The sequence below is a fragment of the Janthinobacterium sp. 61 genome, assembly GCF_002846335.1.
In the GTDB taxonomy this organism is placed as follows: Bacteria; Pseudomonadota; Gammaproteobacteria; order Burkholderiales; family Burkholderiaceae_D; genus Janthinobacterium.
The window spans coordinates 2,189,512-2,213,943 of sequence record NZ_PJMQ01000001.1 but is presented as its reverse complement, the minus strand read 5'-3'; the positions used below and the strand labels follow the sequence as shown (position 1 = coordinate 2,213,943).

The 24,432-nt window shown below is 61.0% G+C and carries 21 protein-coding genes and 1 tRNA gene; 8 read left to right on the top strand and 14 right to left on the bottom strand.

Annotated elements, in window-relative coordinates:
• Nucleotides 1-140: 140 nt before the first annotated feature.
• On the top strand, nucleotides 141-326 hold the full coding sequence (locus CLU92_RS10090; RefSeq protein ID WP_101481790.1) for a hypothetical protein: 186 nt from the start codon (nucleotides 141-143) through the stop codon (nucleotides 324-326).
• 317 nt (nucleotides 327-643) lie between these two features.
• Here the strand turns inward: CLU92_RS10090 and CLU92_RS10085 are convergent.
• The 3 genes from CLU92_RS10085 to CLU92_RS27470 all read right to left on the bottom strand — a co-directional run bounded on the left by CLU92_RS10085 (nucleotide 644) and on the right by CLU92_RS27470 (nucleotide 3,549).
• Nucleotides 644-727, bottom strand: a tRNA-Leu gene (locus CLU92_RS10085).
• A 147-nt stretch (nucleotides 728-874) separates the two neighbouring features.
• Nucleotides 875-3,172 carry a TonB-dependent receptor gene (locus CLU92_RS10080; RefSeq protein WP_101484598.1) on the bottom strand — a complete coding sequence of 766 codons (2,298 nt, stop codon included), beginning with the start codon at nucleotides 3,170-3,172 and terminating at the stop codon, nucleotides 875-877.
• 119 nt (nucleotides 3,173-3,291) lie between these two features.
• Complete coding sequence (locus tag CLU92_RS27470) at nucleotides 3,292-3,549, bottom strand: hypothetical protein (RefSeq protein WP_143452595.1); 258 nt, start codon at nucleotides 3,547-3,549, stop codon at nucleotides 3,292-3,294.
• A gap of 121 nt (nucleotides 3,550-3,670) precedes the next feature.
• Here CLU92_RS27470 and CLU92_RS10075 point away from each other — a divergent pair, with 121 nt between their 5' ends.
• The gene (locus CLU92_RS10075; protein WP_101481789.1) at nucleotides 3,671-5,068 is read left to right on the top strand and encodes an HD-GYP domain-containing protein; all 1,398 of its coding nucleotides are present in this window, start codon (nucleotides 3,671-3,673) and stop codon (nucleotides 5,066-5,068) included.
• Nucleotides 5,069-5,080: 12 nt separating this feature from the next.
• Here the strand turns inward: CLU92_RS10075 and CLU92_RS10070 are convergent, their stop codons facing one another.
• The 4 genes from CLU92_RS10070 to CLU92_RS10055 all read right to left on the bottom strand — a co-directional run bounded on the left by CLU92_RS10070 (nucleotide 5,081) and on the right by CLU92_RS10055 (nucleotide 6,812).
• Entirely contained in the window at nucleotides 5,081-5,464 is a 384-nt protein-coding gene (locus CLU92_RS10070; RefSeq protein WP_101481788.1) for a DUF4440 domain-containing protein, read from the bottom strand.
• Between the two features lie 8 nt (nucleotides 5,465-5,472).
• The gene (locus tag CLU92_RS10065) at nucleotides 5,473-5,685 is read right to left on the bottom strand and encodes a hypothetical protein (RefSeq protein ID WP_092709745.1); all 213 of its coding nucleotides are present in this window, start codon (nucleotides 5,683-5,685) and stop codon (nucleotides 5,473-5,475) included.
• A 51-nt stretch (nucleotides 5,686-5,736) separates the two neighbouring features.
• On the bottom strand, nucleotides 5,737-6,240 hold the full coding sequence (locus CLU92_RS10060; RefSeq protein WP_180338482.1) for a DUF2939 domain-containing protein: 504 nt from the start codon (nucleotides 6,238-6,240) through the stop codon (nucleotides 5,737-5,739).
• Nucleotides 6,241-6,365: 125 nt separating this feature from the next.
• Nucleotides 6,366-6,812 (bottom strand): DUF2939 domain-containing protein, encoded by a 447-nt coding sequence (locus CLU92_RS10055; protein ID WP_101481786.1) that lies wholly within the window; start codon nucleotides 6,810-6,812, stop codon nucleotides 6,366-6,368.
• 112 nt (nucleotides 6,813-6,924) lie between these two features.
• Here CLU92_RS10055 and CLU92_RS10050 point away from each other — a divergent pair, with 112 nt between their 5' ends.
• Entirely contained in the window at nucleotides 6,925-7,761 is an 837-nt protein-coding gene (locus CLU92_RS10050; protein ID WP_101481785.1) for a hypothetical protein, read from the top strand.
• A gap of 218 nt (nucleotides 7,762-7,979) precedes the next feature.
• Here CLU92_RS10050 and CLU92_RS10045 read toward each other — a convergent pair whose 3' ends face one another.
• Nucleotides 7,980-9,161: a PLP-dependent aspartate aminotransferase family protein gene (locus CLU92_RS10045; protein ID WP_101481784.1), complete on the bottom strand. Its 1,182-nt coding sequence runs from the start codon at nucleotides 9,159-9,161 to the stop codon at nucleotides 7,980-7,982.
• Complete coding sequence (locus tag CLU92_RS10040; protein WP_373917764.1) at nucleotides 9,158-10,549, bottom strand: pyridoxal-phosphate dependent enzyme; 1,392 nt, start codon at nucleotides 10,547-10,549, stop codon at nucleotides 9,158-9,160. Before CLU92_RS10040 ends, CLU92_RS10045 begins: the two co-directional genes overlap by 4 nt.
• A 291-nt stretch (nucleotides 10,550-10,840) precedes the next feature.
• Between CLU92_RS10040 and CLU92_RS10035 the strand changes: the two genes are divergently transcribed.
• Complete coding sequence (locus tag CLU92_RS10035; protein WP_034778598.1) at nucleotides 10,841-11,389, top strand: thymidine kinase; 549 nt, start codon at nucleotides 10,841-10,843, stop codon at nucleotides 11,387-11,389.
• A gap of 2 nt (nucleotides 11,390-11,391) precedes the next feature.
• Here CLU92_RS10035 and CLU92_RS10030 read toward each other — a convergent pair whose 3' ends face one another.
• Both CLU92_RS10030 and CLU92_RS10025 read right to left on the bottom strand, forming a co-directional pair.
• Entirely contained in the window at nucleotides 11,392-11,664 is a 273-nt protein-coding gene (locus tag CLU92_RS10030; RefSeq protein WP_101481782.1) for a putative signal transducing protein, read from the bottom strand.
• A 51-nt stretch (nucleotides 11,665-11,715) separates the two neighbouring features.
• A complete protein-coding gene (locus CLU92_RS10025; RefSeq protein WP_180338481.1) occupies nucleotides 11,716-13,686 on the bottom strand; it encodes a Cache 3/Cache 2 fusion domain-containing protein in 1,971 nt (656 codons plus the stop codon).
• A gap of 519 nt (nucleotides 13,687-14,205) precedes the next feature.
• On the opposite strand from CLU92_RS10025, the gene CLU92_RS10020 reads away from it, so the two are divergent.
• On the top strand, nucleotides 14,206-16,473 hold the full coding sequence (locus CLU92_RS10020; RefSeq protein ID WP_101481781.1) for a carboxy terminal-processing peptidase: 2,268 nt from the start codon (nucleotides 14,206-14,208) through the stop codon (nucleotides 16,471-16,473).
• Nucleotides 16,474-16,672: 199 nt separating this feature from the next.
• Here the strand turns inward: CLU92_RS10020 and CLU92_RS10015 are convergent, their stop codons facing one another.
• Entirely contained in the window at nucleotides 16,673-17,599 is a 927-nt protein-coding gene (locus tag CLU92_RS10015) for a LysR family transcriptional regulator (protein ID WP_101481780.1), read from the bottom strand.
• Between the two features lie 120 nt (nucleotides 17,600-17,719).
• On the opposite strand from CLU92_RS10015, the gene CLU92_RS10010 reads away from it, so the two are divergent.
• On the top strand, nucleotides 17,720-18,934 hold the full coding sequence (locus CLU92_RS10010; protein WP_101481779.1) for an MFS transporter: 1,215 nt from the start codon (nucleotides 17,720-17,722) through the stop codon (nucleotides 18,932-18,934).
• A 164-nt stretch (nucleotides 18,935-19,098) separates the two neighbouring features.
• Here CLU92_RS10010 and CLU92_RS10005 read toward each other — a convergent pair whose 3' ends face one another.
• Nucleotides 19,099-19,752, bottom strand: coding sequence for a pentapeptide repeat-containing protein (locus CLU92_RS10005; RefSeq protein ID WP_101481778.1), 654 nt, complete (start codon nucleotides 19,750-19,752; stop codon nucleotides 19,099-19,101).
• Nucleotides 19,753-20,094: 342 nt separating this feature from the next.
• Here CLU92_RS10005 and alaC point away from each other — a divergent pair, with 342 nt between their 5' ends.
• Together alaC and metE are read left to right on the top strand one after the other, a co-directional pair.
• Nucleotides 20,095-21,312 (top strand): alanine transaminase, encoded by a 1,218-nt coding sequence (alaC, locus tag CLU92_RS10000; RefSeq protein ID WP_101481777.1) that lies wholly within the window; start codon nucleotides 20,095-20,097, stop codon nucleotides 21,310-21,312.
• A gap of 365 nt (nucleotides 21,313-21,677) precedes the next feature.
• Nucleotides 21,678-23,966 (top strand): 5-methyltetrahydropteroyltriglutamate--homocysteine S-methyltransferase, encoded by a 2,289-nt coding sequence (gene metE / locus CLU92_RS09990; protein WP_101481775.1) that lies wholly within the window; start codon nucleotides 21,678-21,680, stop codon nucleotides 23,964-23,966.
• A gap of 178 nt (nucleotides 23,967-24,144) precedes the next feature.
• On the opposite strand, the gene CLU92_RS09985 is transcribed toward metE, so the two are convergent.
• On the bottom strand, nucleotides 24,145-24,333 hold the full coding sequence (locus tag CLU92_RS09985; protein ID WP_101481774.1) for a hypothetical protein: 189 nt from the start codon (nucleotides 24,331-24,333) through the stop codon (nucleotides 24,145-24,147).
• Between the last annotated feature and the right edge of the window lie 99 nt (nucleotides 24,334-24,432).

Here is a 24,432-nt window from a genome sequence, read left to right as displayed (position 1 = left end):
AATAGTTAGGTATTCCATGGATGCATCGAGCCTGCGCACCATAGCTGGGAAGCGCTGGTTGATTTTGTCCGAGCCCTAGCCGGTCAGATTTTTGTGTAAAAGATGTCATACGATAAAATTTATCCCTAGAAAGGATACGTATGACGATGGACAAAACCACACTCGGCGAACCGCCTGAAGTCATAGCGAGCGGCCGCCACTTTTTTGAAAGTGCCGAACACCCGGACACCCTTGAGCATGAAGCGATATCGCCAAAACTTGCCATCCTGGACCGGGATTGGCATTTTGGTAAATTCATTGGTAAATTTTGGCAAATGGTAAGGTAATCTCCCGAGGAAAACATGGGCCATTATGGTGATGCCGTCCAGTTAAGGGTTTGTCTCCTCATTGCGGACTAAAAAAACGAGTGATTTAGGCAGAAGTTCCATGAAAAAAGTACCAAATCCTATTTAGGAAATGGTGCTTTTTTTGCTTAAGTGAACGGAATTAGGGACGTTCTGGGGAGTTTTTGGGGAGTTGGTGCAGCTTTTTAAACGTCTCGTATAGCAATTACTAACGCCTGACGGAACGAAAAAAAAGCGATAAACCCTTGATTCTATTGGGTTTATCGCCTTTTATCGTGTGCTGCAAAAATGTCTCTAAGTGCCCGGAGCCGGAATCGAACCGGCACGCCCTTACAGGCGGGAGATTTTAAGTCTCCAGTGTCTACCAGTTTCACCATCCGGGCAGCGCGGCGAGATTCTAGCACAGGTGATGCCCGTAATGCCATCTTGTGCCGGAGCGATGGTCTCGCATCCACAGCCAGGTTTCTGCCGTGGTGGGAGAAAAATGCTGTCCGGTTCGCACCGGACAGCCTGGTTTCATCTACCCGCCATCAAAACGTCGCCTTGAACTGCACGCCATACGTGCGTGGTTCGTTGACGATGCCCGTCAGGTTGTCGAAGTCGATGGCGCCCAGTGACTGGATCTGGTTGGTGATGTTGCGGCCATACGCGGAGAGTTCGTATTTGTCCCACTTGTAGCCGACGCGCAAGCCACCTTCGAGCAGTTCCTTGGCCTTGTATTCCTTCGCTTCATAGAGGAAGAAATTGTAGCTGGTGCGATAGGCCCAGTCCGTGTAGGCGTAGAACTCGCCATTGGCCAGGGGGATACTGTATTTCAGGGTGAAGTTGGTTTGCCATTCCGGTGCGCGTGGCAGCGGGTTGCCGTCGATATAGGATGTGCCCTTGAATGGTCCGACGGGGTCGGTGACGGTGCAGCCGCTGGCCGGGTTGTTCAGTGCGTTGCCGCAGCTTTGCACGAACAGCTTCTTGTCCTGGATTTCCGTGTGGTTGTAGCTGCCGCCCAGGGTCATGCTGAGCGAATCGCTGAGGTTAGCCTGGAAATCGAGTTCCACGCCCCGGCCGGTGGCCTTGTCGGCGTTGATCAGCTGGTTCATGTTGACGGCGCCGCTGCCGGCTGTCAGTTGCTTGTCCTTGACCCGGTACTGGAACACGGCCAGGCTGAGGCGCGCGCGCTTGTCGAACAGGTCTTGCTTGATGCCCGCCTCGACGGACAGCGCTTTCTCGGCGCCCGCAAACGAAGGGCGGTCGGCCAGGCCGTTCAGGCGGCCCTGCATCGATGGCGCGCGGTAGCCGGTGGCGATGCGCGCGTAGGCGTTGGTTTCCGGCGTCAGCACATAGGTGCCGCTGAGGTCCCAGCTGACGTTGTGCGAGGTGTCATTCAGGTTGAATGGCCCGGCCGTGGTCGCTTCCACGCGCTTGGCCGAGAAATCCTTCTTGTCGCTCGTGTAGCGCAGGCCGGCGCGCAGTTTCAGGGCGTCCGAGACCGTGTAGTTGAGCGAGCCGAAGGCCGCGTACGACTTCGAGCTCTGGTTTTGCGTGGCGTAGGCGCTGTTTTGCGGATTGCCGGGCGCCAGGCTGTCAAAGCTGATGCTGTCGATCTGGATATCTTCCTTGAAGTAGAACAGGCCGCCTATCCATTGCAGCGGGCCCTTGGCGCTCGATTCGGCGCGGAATTCCTGCGAAATCTGCTTGTGCTTGGGAATCACGTCGGCCGTTTCCACGACGAAAGGAATGAAGCCGGGGCCCATCGGCTGGGCGTACACGGCGCCATAGCCGCCGTCGACGTCGGCGCGGCTGTAAAAGTCGAGCTTTTCGTAGCCGGTGATCGAGTGCAGGGTGACGCCGGGCAAGTCCCATTTCAGGCGCATGCTGCCACCCTTGGTTTTCAGGTGCTGGCGGTTGATGCCATCGGTAGGGTAGGAGCCATAATCAAAATTGTCGACCAGGTCATTGGTGCCCTGTTTCAGGATGTTGGCGCGGAACAGCGTCGCCGTGCCATCGAGGTCGCGCGCGTGCACGTTGAACAGGGCAGTGAAGTCGCGCGTGGGCTTGACCAGCACTTGCAGGCGGGCGGCGCTGTCTTCATAACCTTCAAAGTCGCGCGTGCCGGTGGGGCGCGGGTTGTGCACGCGGTCGTCGCGGCGCTGCGTCTGGCCGGAAAATCGCAGGGCAACGGTGTCGCTGACGGGCACGTTGAAAGCGCCTTCCAGGTTCTTCATGCCATCTTTGCCGAATCCGCCGCTCAGGTAGCCTTCCGTCTTGAAGACGGGCTTGGCCGAATCGAACTTGATCACGCCGGCCGGCGAGTTGCGGCCGAACAGGGTGCCTTGCGGGCCGCGCAGCACCTCGACCTGATCCACGTCAAACACGGGGAAACCCTTCAGCATGGCGTTTTCCTGCACCACGTCATCCATCACCAGGCCCACGGGCTGCGAGGCGTTCAGGTCGAAATCGGTGTTGCCCAGGCCGCGAATATAGAAGCGGGGAAAGGTGCGGCCGTAATCAGATTCGACCGAGACGCTGGGCGAACGGCTGTTGAGGAAGCGGATGTCGGCGCCGCCGGCCGTCAGGGTGTCGAGCTTGTCGCCCTTCAGGGTGGCGATGGACATGGGCACGTCCTTGATGTTTTCCGCGCGTCGCTGCGCCGTCACGATGACCGTTTCCAGCTGGCCAGGGCCGGCCTGTGCCACCGGAGCGGCAGGTGCGTCGGCGGCTGGCGCCGGGACGCTGTCTTGCGCCAGCGCCTGCAGGGGAAAGGCGGCAGTGATTGCCAGGGCAATCAGGGTGTGGCGGATTGTGCTGGCGTGTGTGCTGGCATGCGGTGTCATCATGAAACGGCTCCTGTCGGTCAAGTTTGTTCGTAAGGTCCAGGCAGGCGCAAGTCCGCTAGACGAAAAATCATGCTAGCACGGAAAGTTTTGGTATTCATGCCATTTTCCAGGCCAAACTATTTATATTCGTTTCGACTCAATACCTGAATAAAATCGTATTTGTCGTCAATATCGGGCGGGTGCATAGTGAGGTGCCGCAAGGCTTTTGCCAGCGCAGACGGCCGCTTGGCCACCGAAGGTTTTCCCTGCGACAGCGCAAACATGCCGACGCCATGGCGTGTGAGCGGCCAGTGCGCAGTGCGAAAAATACGACAGTTCCCCCTCTTTCTTTTTGCCATGCGATGTTGTTGTATTGCCACATCATGGGATGGCATGTTGCCTGCCAGTTGCACCCGCGCGGCGCATGCAGGGGCAATGAGGTTGCCACAAGGCATCTACATGCAGGATTTCGCGTAGAATGTAATCTATTGCAAATTGGAAACTTATATTTCTGCCATGATAATTTTATCTGCAAGTGCACCGGCCGTTGACGGCATCCGGCTCTCCGAACTGATCGCCGCCCTCAGCCAGGCCCTGGACATCACGGAGGGGCAGCCGGAAGGCCATTGCATCCGTTGTTGCTGGATCGGCATGCATGTGGGACGCGAACTGGGCATGGCGGATGAAGACTTGTGGAATCTGTATTACACCCTGCTGCTCAAGGACCTGGGCTGCAGCAGCAATGCCGCGCGCATCTGCGAGCTCTACCTGACGGATGATCTGTCTTTCAAGCAAGGCTTCAAGACTGTGGGCGACAGCCTGCCGCAAGTGCTCAAATTCGTCCTCAAGCACACGGGCCTGAAGGCCGGCTTGGCCGAGCGCTTCCGCGCCGTGATGACGATCTTGCGCGACGGCCCGCACATCGCGCAGGAGCTGATCGCCACGCGCTGCCAGCGCGGCGCCGACATCGCGCGCCTGCTGCGCTTTCCGGAAACCGTGGCACAGGGCATCTACAGCCTCGACGAACACTATAACGGCCAGGGCAAGCCGGACAAACTGGCAGGCCAGGCGATTCCCCTGTTTTCGCGCATTGCCCTGCTGGCGCAGGTGGTCGACGTCTTTCATACGGCCGATGGCGCGCGCGCGGCCCAGGCGGAAGTGCGCCAGCGCTCGGCGACCTGGTTTGATCCACAACTGGTGCAGGCATTCGAGCGGGTGGCGCAGTCGGGCGCCTTCTGGTCCATGTTGCGCTCGCAGGACCTGACGGCCGCCGTGGCGGCGCTGGAACCGGCGAACCGTTCCGTGCCGGTGGATGAGGATTATCTCGACGACATCGCTGCCGCGTTCGGCCAGGTGGTCGATTCGAAAAGCCCGTACACGAGCGGCCACAGCGAGCGCGTTGCGCTGTACACGGACATGATCGCCGAAGCCTTGGGTGTGACGCCGGAGCGGCGCCGCTGGCTCAAGCGGGGTGCCTTGCTGCATGACGTCGGCAAGCTTGGCGTCAGCAACAGCGTGCTGGACAAGGCTGGCAAACTCGACGCCGATGAGTGGCTGGCAGTGCAGCAGCACGCACACTATACGGAAACGATTCTGTCACGCATTGATGCGTTTGCCGAACTGGCTGTCGTGGCAGCTGCGCACCATGAACGGCTCGATGGCAAGGGCTATCCGCGGGGTTTGACGGCCGACGACATCAGCCTGGAAACGCGCATTATCACCACGGCCGATATTTTCGACGCCATCACGGCCGACCGGCCTTATCGGGGACCAATTCCGATACCCAAAGCGCTCGAGATCATGGCCGAGACGGTGGGCACAGCCATCGACGCGCAGTGTTTTGCCGCCCTGAAAGCGGCGCTGGCGTGCTTGCCCGACCTCGCGCAACCTGACGGCACGCGCCTGGCGGCGTGAGCGGGAGCTGTCTCAGGCGGGAATGGGCGTGCCCTGGTGAAACGCCATTTGCCAGCGGCCATCACGTCGCTTCCATAGCGAACTGCGCAGGCTGGCGCTGGCGGGCTGGGTGCCCGCTGCGTGCCGCTGCGAGCGGTAGGTAACAAACGCGATGTCCTCGGCCAGCAGCTGCGCCTGAAACTCGCTGATGCTGCGCGAGATAAATTGTTCCGCAGGCAGGTCAGCCAGGGTCGCCGCCCGTGTCCAGACATTGCCGGAACTGCCGAATTCGACGAACTCGTCAGCTAGCAATGCCGCCAGGCTGACGCTATCGGCGCGCACAGCCCGGCTTTGCAGCGCCGCTTCCAGCGCCTGCAAATGCGCTGCCAGATCCGCACCGTCCGTAGGAAAACGCATCAGATGGCTCAGATAGGAAACGCGCCCGCGCCCGAGACATTCAGGCTGGCGACCTTGTCGCTGGAAAAATACTTGATTTGCCCCAGGCCGATCGCGTAGCAGCCGTCGGCCAGAGCGGTGATGGGGCCTGTCAGCTTTTCACCGCTGACCAGGGTGACGACCCAGGGCGTGGTGGCCGGTTTGGCCGCGTGGGCCAGTGCGTGGTGTACCAGGTCAGTCATGCTGCCTCCAAATGAATGTGGATGGACAGATGATAGCAGTGCGCGGCCGTTTTACGCGTCGGCCAGCAGATTCCTGGGCAGTGCCACCGACGTCAGCTTCCAGCCCCACATGCCATCGCGCGTCAGGGTCAGCTCGCCGATATGGCTTTTGCTGTGGGCACGCTGCACCACGACGCTGTCCCACGAGGTGTAGCGCAGCTTGTAGTCGGGCTTGGCATTGCGCTTGCGGCCGCTGATGTCGCTGACCTTGGCGATTGGCTTCTCGTAGCGGTCATTGAGCTTCATCAAGGCGACGATGCCTTCAGGCATCAGCATGGTATCAAGCAAGGGGTCAATGACGTCGGGGCTGATATCGTCGGCCACTTCCGGCGCCGAGAACAGGGTGTGCAGTTGCTGCCCCAGGCTGCTGCGCAGCAGCTCCAGGTCGATCTGCGCAGCCAAGGCCTGGCTATCTTCGTCCATGGTCGCCGCACGAATCTTGTTCATGGTGAAATACGGGCTGCCATAGAAGACGCCGGCCAGCGCGACCAGTGCCACTACAGCGAGAAGCATCATTCTTTTCATCGTGCAATCTCTCGGATGCCTGGCGACCCGGTGCGCCTGAAGTGTTGGCATTCTACATAATATTTCCCAAAATCAATATGACGGTTTAAGTAAGTGTTGTTTTAGATCAAGTTTCATCAGAGTAATTCTGGCGGCAAGGTAATATCCGTCAGTTTCCAGTCCCAGATGCCGTGGCGGCGCAGCAAAAATTGGCTGGCGGCGGGGCCGGCGCCGCTGCGCCGCAACACCACTTCGTTCCACGAGCGGTAAGCCATGCCGAAGTCGTGGCGCTTGCCGTCGGCCCCCTGTTTGCCGTGCAGGATCAGCACCGTGATGCCGGGCGGCGAGACGATGGTGTCGAGCATTTCCTTGAAGTCGTCTTCGCTGGCCGTGTCGCCGGCCGCCCGCAACTGGCGCGCCACGCTGGCGCGCACGGCGGGCAGGTCCGCCTGCTGCGCCAGGTTTTCCAGGCGCACGGATTTCGCCGCGATGCTGATGCGGTACATGGCGATGTAGGGGCTGACCCAGGTGAAGCCGATGGCGGCAACGGTAAAAATGATTGCGGTGGCGTACTTTCTTTTCATGGTCCGTGTTTTTGATTGAGCTGTGCCGCCATGATTTTACCCGGCCAGGGGAGGCGGATGGTGTAGCATTCGTGCCGGCGCGGACCATCGCGCCGCTATATTGAGGACAACCATGAATATCACTATCAATCAGGTGCTGCAGTCGTATATCGACCCGCTCACCGCCAGCGAATACGCGGCGCTCGAGCGCAGCCTGCTTGCCGAAGGCTGCCGCGACGCGCTGGTGCTGTGGAACGACGTGCTGATCGACGGGCATAACCGCTACGCCATCTGCCGCCAGCACGGCATCGAATTCAAGACCATCCAGAACACCAGCTTTACCTCGCTCGACGACGTCATGCTGTGGATGATCGACAACCACCTGGCGCGGCGCAGCGTCTCGGACTTCCAGCGCGGCGTGCTGGCCCTGCGCAAGAAGGAAATCGTCGCCGCGCGCAGCCCGGCTCCCGTCAGCACCCAGGATGCGCCGGACGGCGAAAATGCGCCGAAGCCGCCCATGAGCACGCGCGAAGAGGTGGCCAAGGCCGCCCGCCTGAGCAGCAACCAGATCAGCCAGATCGAAAAGATTCAGAAGGCGGCGTCGCCGGAACTGGTGGAAGCGGTCCGTTCGGGTACGATCTCCATCAATGCGGCCGCCACCGTGGCATCCCTGCCGCCGGAAGAGCAGGTGGCGGCCGTCGCCGGTGGCAAGAAGTTATTACGCCAGGCGGCCAAGGAAATCCGCGAACAGCGCGCCGCCACGCGCACGCCGCGCGCGCCGAAAGGCCACGTCTCGCAAGATACGCCGGAGACGGGCAATGAGCCGTGGGCGGAAAATGCTGCCCAGACACCGTCCGAAGCGGAGCGCCTGCGCGGCGAGATCGCCAGCCTGAAACAGCGGGTGGCGCAGCTGCAGGCGCAAAACGCGGAACTCGAGCAGCGTATTGCAGCCTTGATCGACGCGTCCTGATGCGGAGTTGACCATGCCAGTTCGCGCGTGCCTTACGCTTCGGGCAAGTGGCGCGCGCTGGCCGCGTAGGGCCAGAGCAGCGATCCGCGCTCACCCCATTTCCAGGACCAGGCGGCCATGCATGCGCGGGGTGAGTTCAAGGAGGTGCTGTTTATCCGGAACAGGTGGAACAGCGCCTGGAGCGCCGCTACCACCCTGGAAAAACAGGAGCCGGCCGATCAAATCGCGTCGAGCGCCGTGCGCAAGTCATGCCGCAGGTCTTCCAGGTCTTCAATCCCCACCGACAGCCGGATCAAGCCATCGCCTATGCCCAGTCTGGCCCGCTGCTCGGCCGGGATGCTGGCGTGCGTCATCAGGGCCGGATGCTCGATCAGGCTTTCCACGCCGCCCAGGCTCTCGGCCAGGGCGAACACCTCGCAACGCTCCAGGAAACGCCGCGCACCGGCTAAATCCGTATCGAGGTCGATGGAGATGATGCCGCCGAAACCATCCATCTGGCGCTGCGCCAGCGCGTGCTGCGGGTGCGAGGCCAGGCCCGGATAAAACACTTGTTTTACCTCTTTCTGCTGCTCCAGCCACTGCGCCAGCGCCAGGGCGCTTTCGCAATGGCGCTGCATGCGGATGGCCAGGGTTTTTACGCCGCGCAAGGCGAGGAAGCTGTCGAACGGCCCGGCAATCGCGCCCACCGAATTTTGCAGAAAACCCAGCTGCTCGCGCCATTCCGCCTGGCGTTCTTCTGCGCCGACGATGGCGATGCCGCCGATGATGTCCGAGTGGCCGTTCAAGTACTTGGTGGTCGAATGGACGACGATGTCGAAACCGTGTTCCAGAGGACGCTGCACCAGCGGGCTGGCGAAGGTATTGTCGGCCACGGCGATGATGCCCCGTGCGCGGCAGATGTCGGCAATTGCGCGCAGGTCGGCCAGTTTCAGCATCGGGTTGGTGGGTGTTTCGACCCACACCATCTTTGTTTCCGGGCGCAGTGCGGCCAGCAGGTTTTCCGGATTCGTCAGATCGACATAGGTAAATTGGTGGCCGGCCGAGCGGCGGCGCACGCGCTCGAACAAGCGGTAGGTGCCGCCGTACATATCGTCACCGGCGACGATGTGGCTGCCCGCGTCCAGCAACTCCAGCACGGACGAGATGGCGGCCAGGCCCGAGGCAAACGCGAAGGCCGCGCTGCCGCTTTCCAGGTCGGCCACGCAGCGCTCGAGCGCCCAGCGCGTGGGATTGTGCGAGCGGCCGTAGTCCAATCCCTTGTGCACGCCGGGGCTCTCCTGCACGAAGGTGGAGGTGGCGTAAATGGGCGGCATGATGGCGCCCGTCGACGGGTCGGGCGACTGGCCGGCGTGGATGACGCGCGTGGCGAGGTGGCGCTTGCGGATAGTTTCTTTGCTCAAGATAGTGTCCTGCGTAAGTGGTTGAGAAGGTCGAAGCGGGTGATCAGGCCATAGAAGGCGTCAGCGTCGGCGACGACGGCCGTCAAGCCCCGGTCCAGGGTGGCGCGCAGGGCGGGCAAGCCGCTTGATGGGGCCAGCGTTTCGATCTGCGTCGTCATGGTGGCGCCCACCAGCGACGCGAAATGGGCGGCGTCGCCGGAGACGTGCAGCAGCAAGTCCGATTCGTCGAGGATGCCGACCAGCTGGCCGCTATCAATGACGGGCAGCTGCGCCAGGTCGCTGGCGCGCATGCGGTTGAAGGCTGTGAGCAGGGTGTCGCCCGGCGCCACGCTGACGACGTCGCCCTCGTCGTAGCGGCGCCCGATCAGGTCGCGCAAGTCGCCCGACACGGCCCGCTGCAATAAGCCCTGGTCGCGCATCCAGCCATCGTTGTAGACTTTTGACAGGTAGCGAGTACCCGTGTCGCAGACAAAAGTGACGACGCGCTTTGGCGTGGTCTGTTCGCGGCAGTACTTGAGCGCTGCGGCCAGCAGGGTGCCCGTCGACGAGCCGCCTAAAATGCCTTCGGCGCGCAAGAGGGCGCGCGCGCTGTCGAAGCTTTCCTGGTCTGTGATGGTGTAGGCCTTCGTGACGCTGTCCATGTCGGCGATGGACGGAATGAAATCTTCGCCGATGCCTTCGACGGCCCACGAGCCGCTCGTGTCCGAGACTTTGCCCGTATCGATGTATTCGGTGAGGATGGAGCCTTGCGGGTCGGCCAGTACGAATTCCAGCTTGGGCTGCGCCTTGCGGAAGTAGCGCGTCAGGCCCGTCAGGGTGCCCGACGAACCCACGCCGACGACGATGGCGTCCACGTCGTGCCCGCTTTGCTCCCAGATTTCGGGGGCCGTCGTCGTTTCGTGGGCCAGCGGATTGGCGGGATTGTTGAACTGGTCGGCGAAGAAGGCGCCCGGTAGTTCGCGCGCCAGGCGCGCCGCGTAATCCTGGTAGTACTCGGGATGGCCCTTGCCCACGTCCGAGCGCGTGGTGTGCACTTCAGCGCCCAGGGCTTTCAAGTGCAGCACTTTTTCCGTCGACATCTTGTCTGGCACGACGAGAATCACGCGGTAGCCCTTGATGCGGCCCACCAGCGCCAGGCCGATGCCCGTGTTACCGGCGGTGGCCTCGATGATGGTGCCGCCCGGCTGCAAGCGGCCGTCGGCTTCGGCCGCTTCGATGATGGACAGGCCGATGCGGTCCTTGATGGAACCGCCGGGATTTTGCGATTCCAGTTTCAGGAACAGCTGGCACAGGCCCGTATCGAGCCTGGTCACTTCGACCAGTGGGGTATTGCCGATCAGCTTGTATAGCGCTGGCGGCTGGGATGGGGATGGCATTCGATCATTCATGGTGGCTCCTGTCAGAGAAACAGCCGCTCCGGATTGTGTCCCGAGCAGCCTTCCGTGCCGCGCAGTGTAGGCGGGTGGACGAGTGCGGCGAACGAATGTTTCCATGCTTGCATATGCGCCCTGTGCATATCGCTTGCAGCGCGGGCGATTCGAGTATGCGCCGTTTTTCGCCCGCTTGCCGCGCCAGCGACGCGCGTATTAAGCTGCCGCAAGCTCACCATTGCGATTTATAATCACGCCTCGAAAAGATACTAAATAGTATTGAAAATCAACCAAACAGGGCAGGCGGCAGTGGCAAAACTTTATTTCCGGTATTCCGCGATGAACGCGGGCAAGTCGACAGCCTTGTTGCAAGTCGCGCATAACTATGAAGAGCAGGGCCAGCAGGTGCGCCTGTACACGGCAGCCATCGACAGCCGCTACGGCGTGGGCCGTGTCACTTCGCGCCTGGGCCCGCAGCGCCAGGTCGATATCTTCCATGCCGATACGAATTTCCTCAACGATATTCCCCAGGTGGCTTGCCTGCTGGTGGATGAAGCGCAATTTCTCAGCACGGCACAAGTGCAACAATTGCACCAGCTGGCGCAAGTAAAGGGCGTGCCCGTCATCTGCTACGGCTTGCGCACGGATTTCAAGGGCGAACCATTTCCCGGCTCGGCCTATCTGCTGGCGCTGGCCGACGATATCGAGGAATTGAAAAATATTTGTACCTGCGGCAAGAAGGCCACGATGAACATCCGCGTGGATGAGCAGGGCCGCCGCATCAAGGAAGGCGAGCAGATCAGTATTGGCGGCAACGAGAGTTACCGCCAGGCATGCGGGCGCTGTTTCTACTCGTAGGCTTATTCGGCGACGGGCGCGCCCACGTCCGCATCATCTGACAAGGCCAGATCGCCCCGCTCGAAGGCGGCCAGTATTTCATTGGCGCGCGCCACGTCGTGTTCACGCACCATGACGCGGGCGCCGCCAATGGCGGCCGCCAGCAGCATGTCGGCCTGCATGTGCTGGTCGTCCGTCAGTAGCACGTCGATGCCGGCCGCTGCCAGGCATCCACGAATGACGTGCGCATCCGTCGGTATCATCAGCCGGGCTATTAAAACGTAGTCGTCGTGCATCGCGTCTCCTGGCAAGGTGGGTTCGTCCCCATCTTAGCACCAGGCTTGAGCTTACAGCTTGAACACGCCCACCACCTGGTTCAGATCCTGCGCCTGCTCCTGCAGGGCGTCGGCGGCCGCTGCCGCTTCTTCCACCAGGGCCGCGTTCTGCTGGGTCACCTGGTCCATCTGGGCGATGGCCTGGTTGACTTGCTCGATGCCGCTGCGCTGTTCTTCGCTCGCCTGCGCGATTTCGGCCATGATGGTGCTCACTTGCTGCACGCTGGCCACCACGGTGTCCATGGTGGCGCTGGCCTGGCTCACTTGCGCATGGCCCAGGTCCACTGTGCCGGCGGACGCCTGGATCAAATCCTTGATGTCTTTCGCCGCGGCCGTCGAGCGCTGCGCCAGGGTGCGAACCTCGGTGGCGACGACGGCAAAGCCGCGTCCCTGCTCGCCCGCACGGGCCGCTTCCACTGCCGCGTTCAAGGCCAGGATATTCGTCTGGAAGGCGATGCCGTCGATCACGCCGATGATGTCGGCGATCTTGCCCGATGAGCTGCGGATGGCATCCATGGTGCTGGCCACTTGCGCCACGGCCGCGCCGCCTTCGGCTGCCAGCGTCGACGAGTCGCGTGCCAGCTTGCTCGCTTGCTGTGCGTGATCAACGTTCTGCCGCACGGTGGAACTGAGTTCTTCCATCGAGGCGGCCGTTTCTTCCAGCGAGCTGGCTTGCTGTTCCGTGCGGCTCGACAAATCCAGGTTGCCGCTGGCGATTTCACCGGACGCCGTGGCGATTTGCCCGGCGCTGCCGCGCACGTTGCTGACCACTTGCGACAGCTTGTCGCTGATGCGGTTCATGGCGAGCAGCAGGCGGCCGATTTCGTCGTGGCTGGTCGTCTCGAGGTGGACGGTCAGGTCGCCGGCGGCAATTTGCGCGGCGGCCGTTTCGGCGGCCGCCAGCGGGCGCGACACGAGGGCGCGCACCAGCCAGTACAGCAGCAGGACGAAGACGAGCAGCGCGACGAAGCCGGAAATGGCCAGCTGGTTGCGCAGCTGTCGCGCCTCCAGCGTGATCTCGTCCGTGAACGTGCCACCTGCGATGATCCATTGCCAATCCTTGAATTGACGATAATACAGCTGCTTTTCGCGCGCGCTGGCGCCCGTTTCGCCTGGCGCCGTCCAGGTGTAGCGCATGGCGCCATTTTGCTGCGCCAGCATTTCCTGGATGAACAGGCGGCCATCGCTGGCCTTGAAATCGAGCGCGCTCTTGCCTTCGCTGTTCGGGTGCAGCACCAGGTGGCCGTAATTGGCGCCGGGGGCCGTGTCGACGATATAGATGTAGCCCGTCTGGCCAATCTTGACCTGGCGAATCTTGTCTTTCAGCATGGCCAGATTCTTGCTGATATCGAGGCCGATGAACAGCACGCCTACCACCTTGCCGCCTGCATCGCGCACGGGGTCGTACTGGGTGATGTATTGCTTGCCAAACAAGGTGGCCATGCCGACGAAGCGCTGGCCCGCGCGCAGCGGCGCATAGCTGGGGTGGTTGTGGTCGAGCTGGGTGCCGATGGCCCGTTCGCCATCCTGTTTTTTCAGCGAGGTGCTGATGCGCACGAATTCATCGCCATTGGCGGCAAAGATGGTGGCGATCACGCCCGTTTGCGCCGTGTAGCGGTCGACCATGGCCGTGTCGAGGTTGAGCACCTTGCCGCCGTTGGCCAGGGCCGGCGTGGCCTTGCCGGCCACGGCCACCATGGCGCCTGTGTCGACCGTGAACGGGCCGGGGAATTCGGCCGCGAACAGGCGGGCGAAACTGGCCGCTTCGTTGACCATGGCGGTATGGAATACTTCCGTGGTCGTCATGACGCTATTGAGCTCACTGATGACGGCCGCTTCGGCGCGCTGTTCCAGCACGCGCGAGGTATGGTTGGTCATCAGGGTAGTCAGGCTGGCCAGGATCAGGCTGACCAGCGCAAACGTGAAGGCGGTAATCTTGCCCCCGACACTAAAGTGACGAAGGGAGAACGAATTGGTAGGCATAGTTTGAGTCTGGCAAAGGGTAATCAGCTCGGCCATTCCTGGTCATGACATGACACGCGGGGAGGGGATCTGGTGGGGAATACGCTTGAAACGGCGGCGTGCCCGCTAGGAAAGCGTGCACAGGCATGCAAAATTTCAGGCCGAGATGATAGCATGTCGCTTGCTTTTTGTTACTAAGTGTTTCCCGCAGGAACCATTATTTCGCATAAAAACATCATCTGCATCAAGGATTCATGAAGTCACCCATTGACTTTTTGAGTTTCGTATTACGGATTTGAATATTCGGCACTGCCGGGCGAAGTATTTCCTCACGAATGTTTCACTTTGTAATGAATGAGACGCCGCCTTTAATCCGCGTTTAAGCTTCCGGGAAGAAACTGATATTCCATGGGAGACTGCCAGGCCGTATCCTGTAGAATAATATGCAGACCAGTCGTGTATTCCCCTTACTGTCTTGCTGGCTGGCGCATGTGTAGCTGCGCCGCCTGGAATTGATTTAACTAATTTTCGGAGAAGCCGATGAAGAAGCAAATGATGCTGGTCACCCTGGTGCTTGCCCTGTCAGCCCACGCTGGCGCAGCCCAGACGGACAAGAGCGCCGCTCCTCCGCTAACCATGAAGCCACTGGCCCAGCAAACGCAGGCCGCCTTGTGGGCTTCGCGCGTATTGACGCGCGTCCATTACAAGGCCATGCCGCTCGACGACGCCATGTCGGAGAAAATCTTCGACCGCTATTTCAAGTCCCTGGACGCGGAGAAACTGTTTTTCGTGCAGGCCGATGTCGACCGCTTCGCGCCCTTGCGCACCAAGCTCGATGACGCCATCATCAATGAAGACCTGACGGCGCCATTTGCCATCTACAACCTTTACCAGCAGCGTTTCGACGAGCGCATGGCGTATGCGCGTGAATTGCTCAAAACCAAGTTTGACTTCGCCGCCGACGAGAGCTACCAGCTGGACCGCGAAAAGGCCGCCTGGCCGAAGAACGACGAGGAAGTGCGCGACCTGTGGCGCAAGCGCGTCAAGAACGACTGGCTGCGCCTGAAACTGGCGGGCAAGGAAGACAAGGCCATCCGCGAGACGCTGGACAAGCGCTATGAAAGCTACACGACCCGTGCGCGCAAGCTCAACAGCGAAGACGTGTTCCAGATCTTCATGAACGCGTATGCCATGTCGATCGAACCGCACACCAATTACCTGGGCCCGCGCGCCTCGGATAACTTCGACATCGCCATGCGGCTGTCGCTCGAAGGCATCGGCGCCGTGCTGCAGACGCGCGATGAATACACGGTGGTGCGCGAAGTCGTGCCGGGCAGCCCGGCGGGATTGTCGGGCAAGCTGAAAGTTGGCGACCGCATCGTCGGCGTGGGGCAGGGCGAAAGCGGCCCCATCACGGAAGTGCTGGGCATGCGCATCGATGACGTGGTGCAGCTGATCCGCGGCGCCAAGGATTCCGTGGTGCGCCTCGACATCCTGCCGGCCGACGCCGGCCCGGACGCCAAGCACGTGGTCTTGCCGCTGGTGCGCAAGAAAATCAGCATGGAAGAGCAGGCGGCGAAGAAATCGGTCATCGAAGTGCGGGAAAACGGCGTCAAGCGCCGCATCGGCGTGATTTCCCTGCCGACGTTCTACCAGGATTTCGAAGCGCGCCGCCGTGGCGACAAAGACTTTAAAAGCGCCACGCGCGACGTCAGCCGTTTGCTGGTCGAGTTGAAGAAGGATAAGGTCGACAACGTGCTGATCGACTTGCGCAACAACGGCGGCGGTTCGCTGAACGAAGCCGTCGAACTGACGGGCCTGTTCATCGACAAGGGCCCGGTCGTGATGCAGCGCAATGCCGAAGGCAAGGTCGACGTGGAAAGCGATACCAATGCCGGTCTGGCATGGGATGGCCCGATGGGCGTGCTGATCAACCGCGGCTCGGCTTCCGCTTCCGAGATTTTCGCCGCCGCCGTGCAAGATTACGGCCGTGGCGTCATCATCGGCGAAGGCAGCTTCGGCAAGGGTACGGTGCAGACCCTGTTCAACCTCGACCGTTTTGGCGGCAGCGAGAAAGCCCGTTTTGGCGAGCTGAAAATGACCATCGCCCAGTTCTTCCGCATCAATGGCGGTACCACGCAGTTGCGCGGCGTCACCCCCGACATCAAGCTGCCAGCCATGTCGGACACGGAGAACTTCGGCGAATCGAGCTATGACAATGCTCTGCCCTGGGTGGCCATCAAGCCGGCGCCCTACATGCCGACGGGCGACCTGAAGGAGATCGTGCCGCTGCTGGACAAGAAACATGAAGCGCGCGTGGCCAAGGACAAGGATTTCCAGTACTTGCTCGATGACATAGCCCTCGTCGTCAAGCAGCGCAAGGAAAACCAGATTTCGCTCAACGAAACCGTGCGCCGCAAGGAGCGCGATGCCCAGGAAGCGCGCGCCAAGGCCCGTGAAAAACGCCTGATCGCACAGATTTCGAATCCTGCCGACGACCTGGTGGTGATTCCCGATCCGAAAGATGTGCTGAAGGGTGCGAAAGCGGCCAGCAAGACTGCCAAGCAGATCGCCGCCGTGAAGGGCGCCTTGCGCACCGACGATGGCTTGCAGGGCGACGAGCGGGCCCTTAGCGCCGAGCTGGACGCCGAAACGGCCGCCAAGAGCGCCAAGGACGTGCTGCTGAACGAAGCGGCGCGCATCCTGGCCGACGAAGTGGCGCTGATCAAGGCCGATACTCGCATGGCATCCAAGGTCTTGCCGTATGGCGCAGATACCAAGGCGACGCCGGTGACGGCAGCGAAGTAAGGCTTGTTGTGGCGTGAAGAACCGGCTCCTTGCGGCGCCGGTTTTTTTTTGCCCCGATCAGTTATCCGTTTGGCGTATTTCTATCATTCCAACAATCAATTGGATCAATATGCCGCGATGCAGCATAATTCATTTGTCTCCTCTATTCTCCTCCAAGAAAATAGATTCAGCCCGCTCTCGTAGCGGGCTTTTTTTTGCCTCAGATTTTGTGCGTGGGCAGTTGCACGTCGGGCTGGGCACCCAGCAGGGCCGTGATCCAGCTGGCAAACGCCTGCAGCTTGGGCGTGGCCAGCCGCCCTTGCGGCGTCAGTAGCGACATGGGCATGGGCGTCGGCGGGTGGTCGGCCAGCACGGCGACCAGCGCGCCGCTGTCGAGGTGTTCGCGCACCTGATATACGGCGGCCTGCGCCAGTCCCAGCCCCTGCAAGGCGCAGGCAACGCTGGCGTCGGCATCGTTGACGGCGATGGGGCCGGCCATCTGCACGCGCTGCACTTCATTTCCCTGAAAAAAATCCCAGTCGAAGGCGCGACCCGTGCGGCCCGAGTAATGCATGATGCCCTGATGCGCGGCCAGGTCGGCCAGGGTCTGCGGCGTGCCGTGCCGTGCCAGGTAGGCGGGTGCGGCGCACGTGACGAAGCGCATCAGGCCGACCTGTTTGCCGATGAAGGCGGAATCTTGCAAGGTGCCCACGCGCAAGGCGCAATCGATGCCTTCCTGCGTCAGGTCGACCAGGCGGTCCGTCAGGCTCAGCTGCAATTGCACGTCCGGATAGGCAGCGTGGAATTGCGCGATATGCGGTATGACGAGACGGCGACCCACCGTACTGGGCAGGTTGATGCGCAGCAAGCCGCGCGGTTTTTTCGCGTCTGGGCCGCGGAATGCCAGTTCCGCCATGTCGACGGCCTTCAGGATGTCGATGCAGTGGTGAAAGTACTCGGCGCCTTCCGGCGTCAGGGACAACCGGCGCGTGGTCCGCTGCAGCAATTGTGTGCCCAGGTAGGCTTCCAGCTTTTGCAGGGTGGCCGTCAGCGCGGCGCGCGGCAAATTCAAGGTCTCGGCCGCCTTGGAAAAACTGTTGGCTTCGACGATGCGCACGAAGGTCTGCATGGCCTTGATCTTGTCCAAGGGATAGCTTTCGTTTTAATTGTTCATCTTATGTGAAAGGTGTAAGTGGATTATGCCCTAATTATCTGAGGCCCGGTTTTGCCTAGAATGGCGACATCCCTATCGAACCGAGGAAACAACATGAACAAGGCCTCATCTTCTGCTCCCCACGACATTGCGCCAGCCATGGTGCTGCTGCTGGCCATCGCTTCCGGCCTGATCGTGGCCAATCTGTATTACGCGCAAACCCTCGTCGGGCCCATCAGCGCCTCGACGGGCCTGTCTGCCAAGGCGGCCGGGCTGATCGTCACCCTGACGCAAGTGGGCTATACGCTAGGACTTTTGTTTGTCGTGCCCCTGGGCGACTTGCTGGAAAACCGCCGCCTGATCATCACCGCCTTACTGGTGACGGCCACGGCCCTGGTGGTGGCGGCCCTCTCCACGGGCGCCGTGGTATTCCTGGCTGCCGCGCTGGCCATTGGCCTCGGTTCCGTTGCGGCGCAAGTGATCGTACCGTTTGCCGCTCACCTGTCGCAGGAAGCGACGCGGGGACAAACCGTGGGCAAGGTCGTCAGCGGCTTGTTGCTGGGTATCATGCTGGCCCGACCCGTGGCCTCGCTGGTGGCGGCCCATGCGAGCTGGCACGTGGTGTTCGGCGGCGCCGCCGTACTGATGCTGGCCCTGGCAGCAGTCCTGCGCCGCGCCTTGCCCGTGCGCCAGCCTGTCTCGAACATGCGCTATCCGGCCTTGATGGCTTCGCTGTGGCATTTGCTGCTGGGCACGCCCGTGCTGCGCCGCCGCGCCGCCTATCATGCCGGCCTGTTCGGCGCCTTCAGCCTGTTCTGGACCGTCACGCCGCTGGTGCTGGCCAGCCCCGCGTTCGGCCTGACGCAAACGGGCATCGCCATCTTTGCCCTGGTGGGCATGGCAGGCGCCGTTGCCTCGCCCATCGCCGGCCGCCTGGCCGATGCGGGCCATACCTTGCCGGCCACGGCCGCTGCACTGGTGCTGGGCATCGTCGCCTTTGCCTTGCCGATGCTGGCACCGGAATCAAAACATGTGGCGCTGGCTTTGCTGGTCATCGCTTCCATCGTGCTCGACATGGGTGTGGCGGCGAATCTGGTGCTGGGCCAGCGCGCCATCTTCAGCCTGGGCGCGGAAGTGCGGGGCCGCCTGAACGGCCTGTATTTCGCGCTGTTCTTTGCCGGTGGCGCGGCCGGTTCGGCCATCGGCGCCTGGGTGTACGCCAGCTATGGCTGGCCAGCGACCTTGCTGACCGGCATGGCGTTGCCGGGCCTGGCCTTGCTGGTGTGGCTGGCAGAATTTTTGCCGCTGGCCACGCGCCGTACGGCTTGAAGCGCTGATGCAGCCCCATTATCACTGACAGGTATTTCTATCATCATGAATATAAAGTGGCGTGATATGCCGCAATGCCGCAAGATGCACTTGTCTCCTCTATCTCCTCCAAGGAAATAGATTCAGCCCGCTCCCGCAGCGGGCTTTTTTTTTGCCTGTTGAGATTAAATCACCACCAGATCGAGCGCGCGCATGAAGTTGGCTGCCTGCGCATGCGTGATGACGGCGCCTTTCAGCAAGGACGCTTCGCTCAGCTTGAAACCGTCGATGTCGGCGCCGCGCAAGTCGGCGCCCTGGAACTTCGCCAGTTTGATGGTGGCATTGCGCAAGCTGCCCCCTTCGAAGACGGCGTCGCGGAAGTCGCAGCCTGCCAGGTAGGCATCGGAAAAGTCCAGTTGTTTCAAGATGGCCTTGCGGAAGGAGAAGCCGCGCAAGTCGGCGCCCACCAGCAGGCTGTCTTCGAAGGTGAGGCCCAGGTGGGCCACTTCCTCGAACGAGGCGCCCGTCAGCTTGCAGCCCCGGAACGTGACCGAGGCCAGCTTGGCGCGCCGCCATTTCGTGTTGTTCAGGTCGCAGCCTTCGAACGTGGCATCGACGGCGTCCACGGATTCGAAATCGGCGCTGCCTGCGCGGCAGCGGCGCCAGGTGCTGCGCGCCAGTTTGCTGGCGAACAAGCTGGTTTCGGCAAAGGTGCAGCGCTCGAAGGTGCAGCCCTGCAGATCGAGGCGCGACAAATCTTCGCCATCGAAGGTGCAATCGATGAAATGGTGCACGGATTGCGCCAGTTGCTGCTCGATGCCGGCGCGATCCAGGGTCATGCTGCTTGCTGCAGTGTCGTGTGTTGCCATCCGTCTCATTCCTAAAGTAAAAAAAGCAGGGGAGGGATGGCGCGGCGAAAAACATGCACGAACCAGAACACCTCCCCGGCTGGTGTAACAGCCAAGGGTCAGCGCCGTGGGTCCGCGTGGGCGGGAGCATGCTGGACTGCGCCAGGCACTTACCGGGTTACCAACCGGTGCGCTCATTTTCGATCTGCCTGCATTGTAACGGCTCTGCAGCACCCTTGCCAGTGCTGCACAAACCGGGTTAGTATCGTTGCAGGCGCACCCATTGCGCCAACGTCGCTCGGACGGATCCGGGCGCTTACGTATAGAGATATCATGACCGACAGCCAAGCTCCGCGCAGCTTTTCGCGCATCAATCGTCTTCCCCCTTACGTTTTCAATATCACTGCCGAGCTCAAGATGGCCGCACGCCGCCGTGGCGAGGACATCATCGACATGTCGATGGGCAATCCCGATGGCGCCACGCCGGCCCACATCGTGGACAAGCTGGTCGAAACGGTGAAACGCCCCGACACGCACGGCTATTCCGCCTCCAAGGGCATCCCGCGCCTGCGCCGCGCGATTGCACATTGGTACAAGAAGCGTTACGAGGTCGATATCGACCCGGACAGCGAAGCCATCGTCACCATCGGCTCGAAAGAGGGCCTGGCCCATTTGATGCTGGCGACACTCGACCGTGGCGACACGGTGCTGGTGCCCAATCCCAGTTACCCCATCCACATCTGGGGCGCCGTGATCGCAGGCGCCGACATCCGTTCCGTGCGCATGGGCCCTGGCGTGGATTTCTTTGCCGAACTGGAACGGGCCATCCGCGAAAGCTACCCGAAACCGAAGATGATGGTGTTGGGCTTCCCGTCCAACCCCACCGCGCAATGCGTGGAGCTGGAATTCTTTGAACGGGTCGTCGCGCTGGCGAAGCAGCACAATATTTTGGTAGTGCATGACCTGGCCTATGCCGATATCACTTTTGATGGCTGGAAGGCGCCATCCATCATGCAGGTGCCCGGTGCGCGCGACGTGGCAGTGGAGTTTTTTACCATGTCGAAAAGCTACAACATGGCGGGCTGGCGCATCGGTTTCATGGTGGGCAACGCGGAACTGGTGTCGGCCCTGGCGCGCATCAAGAGCTATCACGACTACGGCAGTTTTACGCCCGTGCAGGTGGCGGCGATCGCCGCACTGGAAGGCGATCAAAGCTGCGTGACGGAAATTTGCGCCCAGTACCAGCGTCGCCGCGACGTGCTGGTGAAAGGCTTGCATGAAGCGGGCTGGATGGTAGAAAAGCCGAAGGCCTCGATGTATATCTGGGCGCATATCCCGGAAGCTTACCGCCACCTGGGTTCGCTCGAGTTTGCCAAGCTGCTGCTGCAAAAAGCCAAGGTGAGCGTCTCGCCCGGTATCGGTTTCGGCGAATACGGCGACGAATACGTGCGCTTCGCCCTGATCGAAAACGAAGCCAGGGTGCGGCAAGCATTACGCGGCATCAAGAATATGTTGCGTTCCGGCGACGGGAAAACGGAAACAGCAGCGTAAAAAGTTGCCGCATAGAATGATGTGTTGCCCCTAATATCACTGCTGCGTATTTCTGACATCACGAATATAAAGTGGTTTTATATGCTGCAACGCGGCATCATGCATCTGTCTCCTCTATCTTCCTCCAAGGAAATAGATTCAGCCCGCTCCCGCAGCGGGCTTTTTTTTGCCTGTCGTCTTGGCCTTGGTACCGGCCGGCACGCTCGGCGAACGAGGCGGTCGACTTCGCGCAGCACGGCCAGGTGAATGCGTTCGAGCATGAGTTCACATGAATATCAATCATGAATGCATGAAGTTTTACCATTATTTTTCATGGATAGAAGCCTTTATGATGTCTCCATACTTCACGAGGAGGCATTACCACCATGACCGTCACGACACATAATTTGGGCTACCCGCGCATCGGCGCCAAACGCGAATTGAAATTCGCCCTGGAAGATTACTGGAAGGGCCAAAGCAGCCTGGAAGCGCTGGAAGGCCATGGCGCCGCATTGCGCCAGCGCCACTGGCAAGACCAGAGCGCGCTGGACCTGGCGCCCGTCGGTGACTTTTCCTTCTATGACCAGGTGCTGGACCTGAGCTTTACCCTGGGGAACTTGCCACAGCGCGTGCGCAATCTGGGCGGTGCGGCGATCGATAATTATTTCCGCGTGGCCCGTGGCCGCTCGGCCAGCGACAGCGATTGCAGTTGTGTGCATGCCGGTGAAATGACGAAATGGTTCGACACGAATTATCACTACATCGTGCCGGAATTCGCTGCCGACACGCAATTCAAGCTCGACAGCAGCCGCCTGCTGCTGCAACTGGCGCAGGCGCGCCAGCTGGGTGTGAAAGCCAAGCCCGTGCTGATCGGCCCCGTTACCTACCTGTGGCTGGGCAAGGCCAAGGATGACTCCGACAAACTGGCGCTGCTGCAAGGCTTGCTGCCCGTCTACGTGCAACTGCTGCAGGAATTGGCCGCCCAAGGCGTGGAATGGGTGCAGATCGACGAACCGATACTCGTCACGGAACTCGACAGCGCCTGGCAGCAGGCGCTGGTCACGGCCTATGACGCATTGAGCAAGGTCAATCACGTCAAACTGCTGCTGGCCTCGTATTTTGGCAAGCTGCAAGAGAACCTGGAACTGGCGTGCAAATTGCCAGTCCAAGGCTTGCACCTTGACGCCATCAGCGCCCGCGATGAAGTCGAGCAAGTCATCACCCAATTGCCCGCCACCAGCGTGCTGTCCCTGGGCGTGGTGAACGGCCGCAATATCTGGAAGACGGACTTGAACGCAGTGCTGGCATGGCTTGAACCCGTGCACCGCAGCCTGCAGTCGCGCCTGTGGATCGCCCCGTCGTGCTCGCTGCTGCACGTACCCGTCGACCTGAACAGTGAGCAAAAGCTCGATGCCGATATCCGTTCCTGGCTGGCCTTTGCCCGCCAAAAGCTCGATGAAGTGCACACCATCGCCGGCGCACTGAACCATGGCCGCGCCTTTGTGCAAGCGGCGCTGGACGCCAACCATGCGGCCGTGCAAGCGCGTCGCCAGTCGAGCCGCGTGCACAATCCGGAGGTGAAAGCGGCGGTTGCCCGCATCGATGCGACCTTGGGCCAGCGCGCCAGTGACTATGCCGTGCGTGCCGCCAAGCAAGGCGCGTTGCTGCAACTGCCGCTGTATCCGACGACAACCATCGGTTCCTTCCCGCAGACGGCGGAAATCCGCCAGGCGCGTAGCCAGTTCCGCAGCGGCCAGCTGGACGACGCCAGCTACAAAAAACGGATGCAGGCGGAAATCGCCCATTGCGTGAGGGAACAGGAAACCCTGGGCCTGGACGTGTTCGTGCACGGCGAAGCGGAACGCAATGACATGGTCGAGTATTTCGGCGAACAACTCGACGGCTACGCCTTCAGCCAGTTCGGCTGGGTGCAATCGTACGGTTCGCGCTGCGTGAAACCACCCATCTTGTTCGGTGACATCAGCCGCCCCCGTGCGATGACGGTCGAGTGGAGCACCTACGCCCAGTCGCTGACGGACAAACCGATGAAAGGCATGCTGACGGGGCCTGTCACCATGCTGAACTGGTCTTTCGTGCGCGACGACCAACCCCGTTCCGTATCGTGCTACCAGCTGGCGCTGGCCATCCGCGCCGAAGTGCGGGACCTGGAACAGGCCGGGATCCGCGTGATCCAGATCGACGAAGCGGCACTGCGTGAAGGCTTGCCGCTGCGTAAATCGCAGTGGGCCGAGTACCTGCGCTGGGCCGTGGAATCGTTCCGCATCACGGCCAATGGCGTGGCTGACGAAACGCAAATCCACACGCACATGTGCTATTCGGAATTCAACGACATCATCGCGCAAATCGCCGACATGGATGCGGACGTCATCACGATAGAAACCTCACGCTCCGACATGGAATTGCTGGACGCCTTCGATGATTTCAAGTATCCGAACGAAATCGGCCCTGGCGTCTACGACATTCACTCGCCCAACATTCCGAGCCAGCAACAGATGGTCAAGCTGATGCGCAAGGCAGCCGAACGCATCCCCGCGCATCGCCTGTGGGTCAACCCCGATTGCGGCCTGAAGACGCGTGGCTGGAAAGAAGTCATTCCCGCGCTGGCGAACATGGTGGCGGCGGCAAAAACCTTGCGCGGCGACAACGTCGCCTGAGGAAGGCAGGGGGAGAGGGCAGATATAGGGAATAGCTATTTCTATCATCACAACATGCAATTGGATTGTTATGCTGCAACGCGGCATCATTGCACCTGTCTCCTCTACTTCCTCACAGGAATTAGATTCAGCCCGCTCCCGTAGCGGGCTTTTTTTTGCCCGCGTCATGCGTCGTGCGCTACAGCACGTTCGCCGCTACGGCGGAACTGTAATTGCGTGCCAGCGCCGCGATGATGGCGGCCAGCGCCTGCGGGTTGTCCGTGGTGCCGAAATGCGCGGCATACAGGCGCTTGGCCGCCTCGACTTGCGCATTCGTCAGTTTCACGGCATAGGCCATGCGCACGGTTTCAGGATTGTTCAGCGTCATTTTTTCACCTTGAAGGCAGGAATTTCGGTTGGCTCGTGTGTCCCTTGTCCGCGCAAAGGATTGCAACTACAATCATTGCATTTGCAATCGTATAGGCAA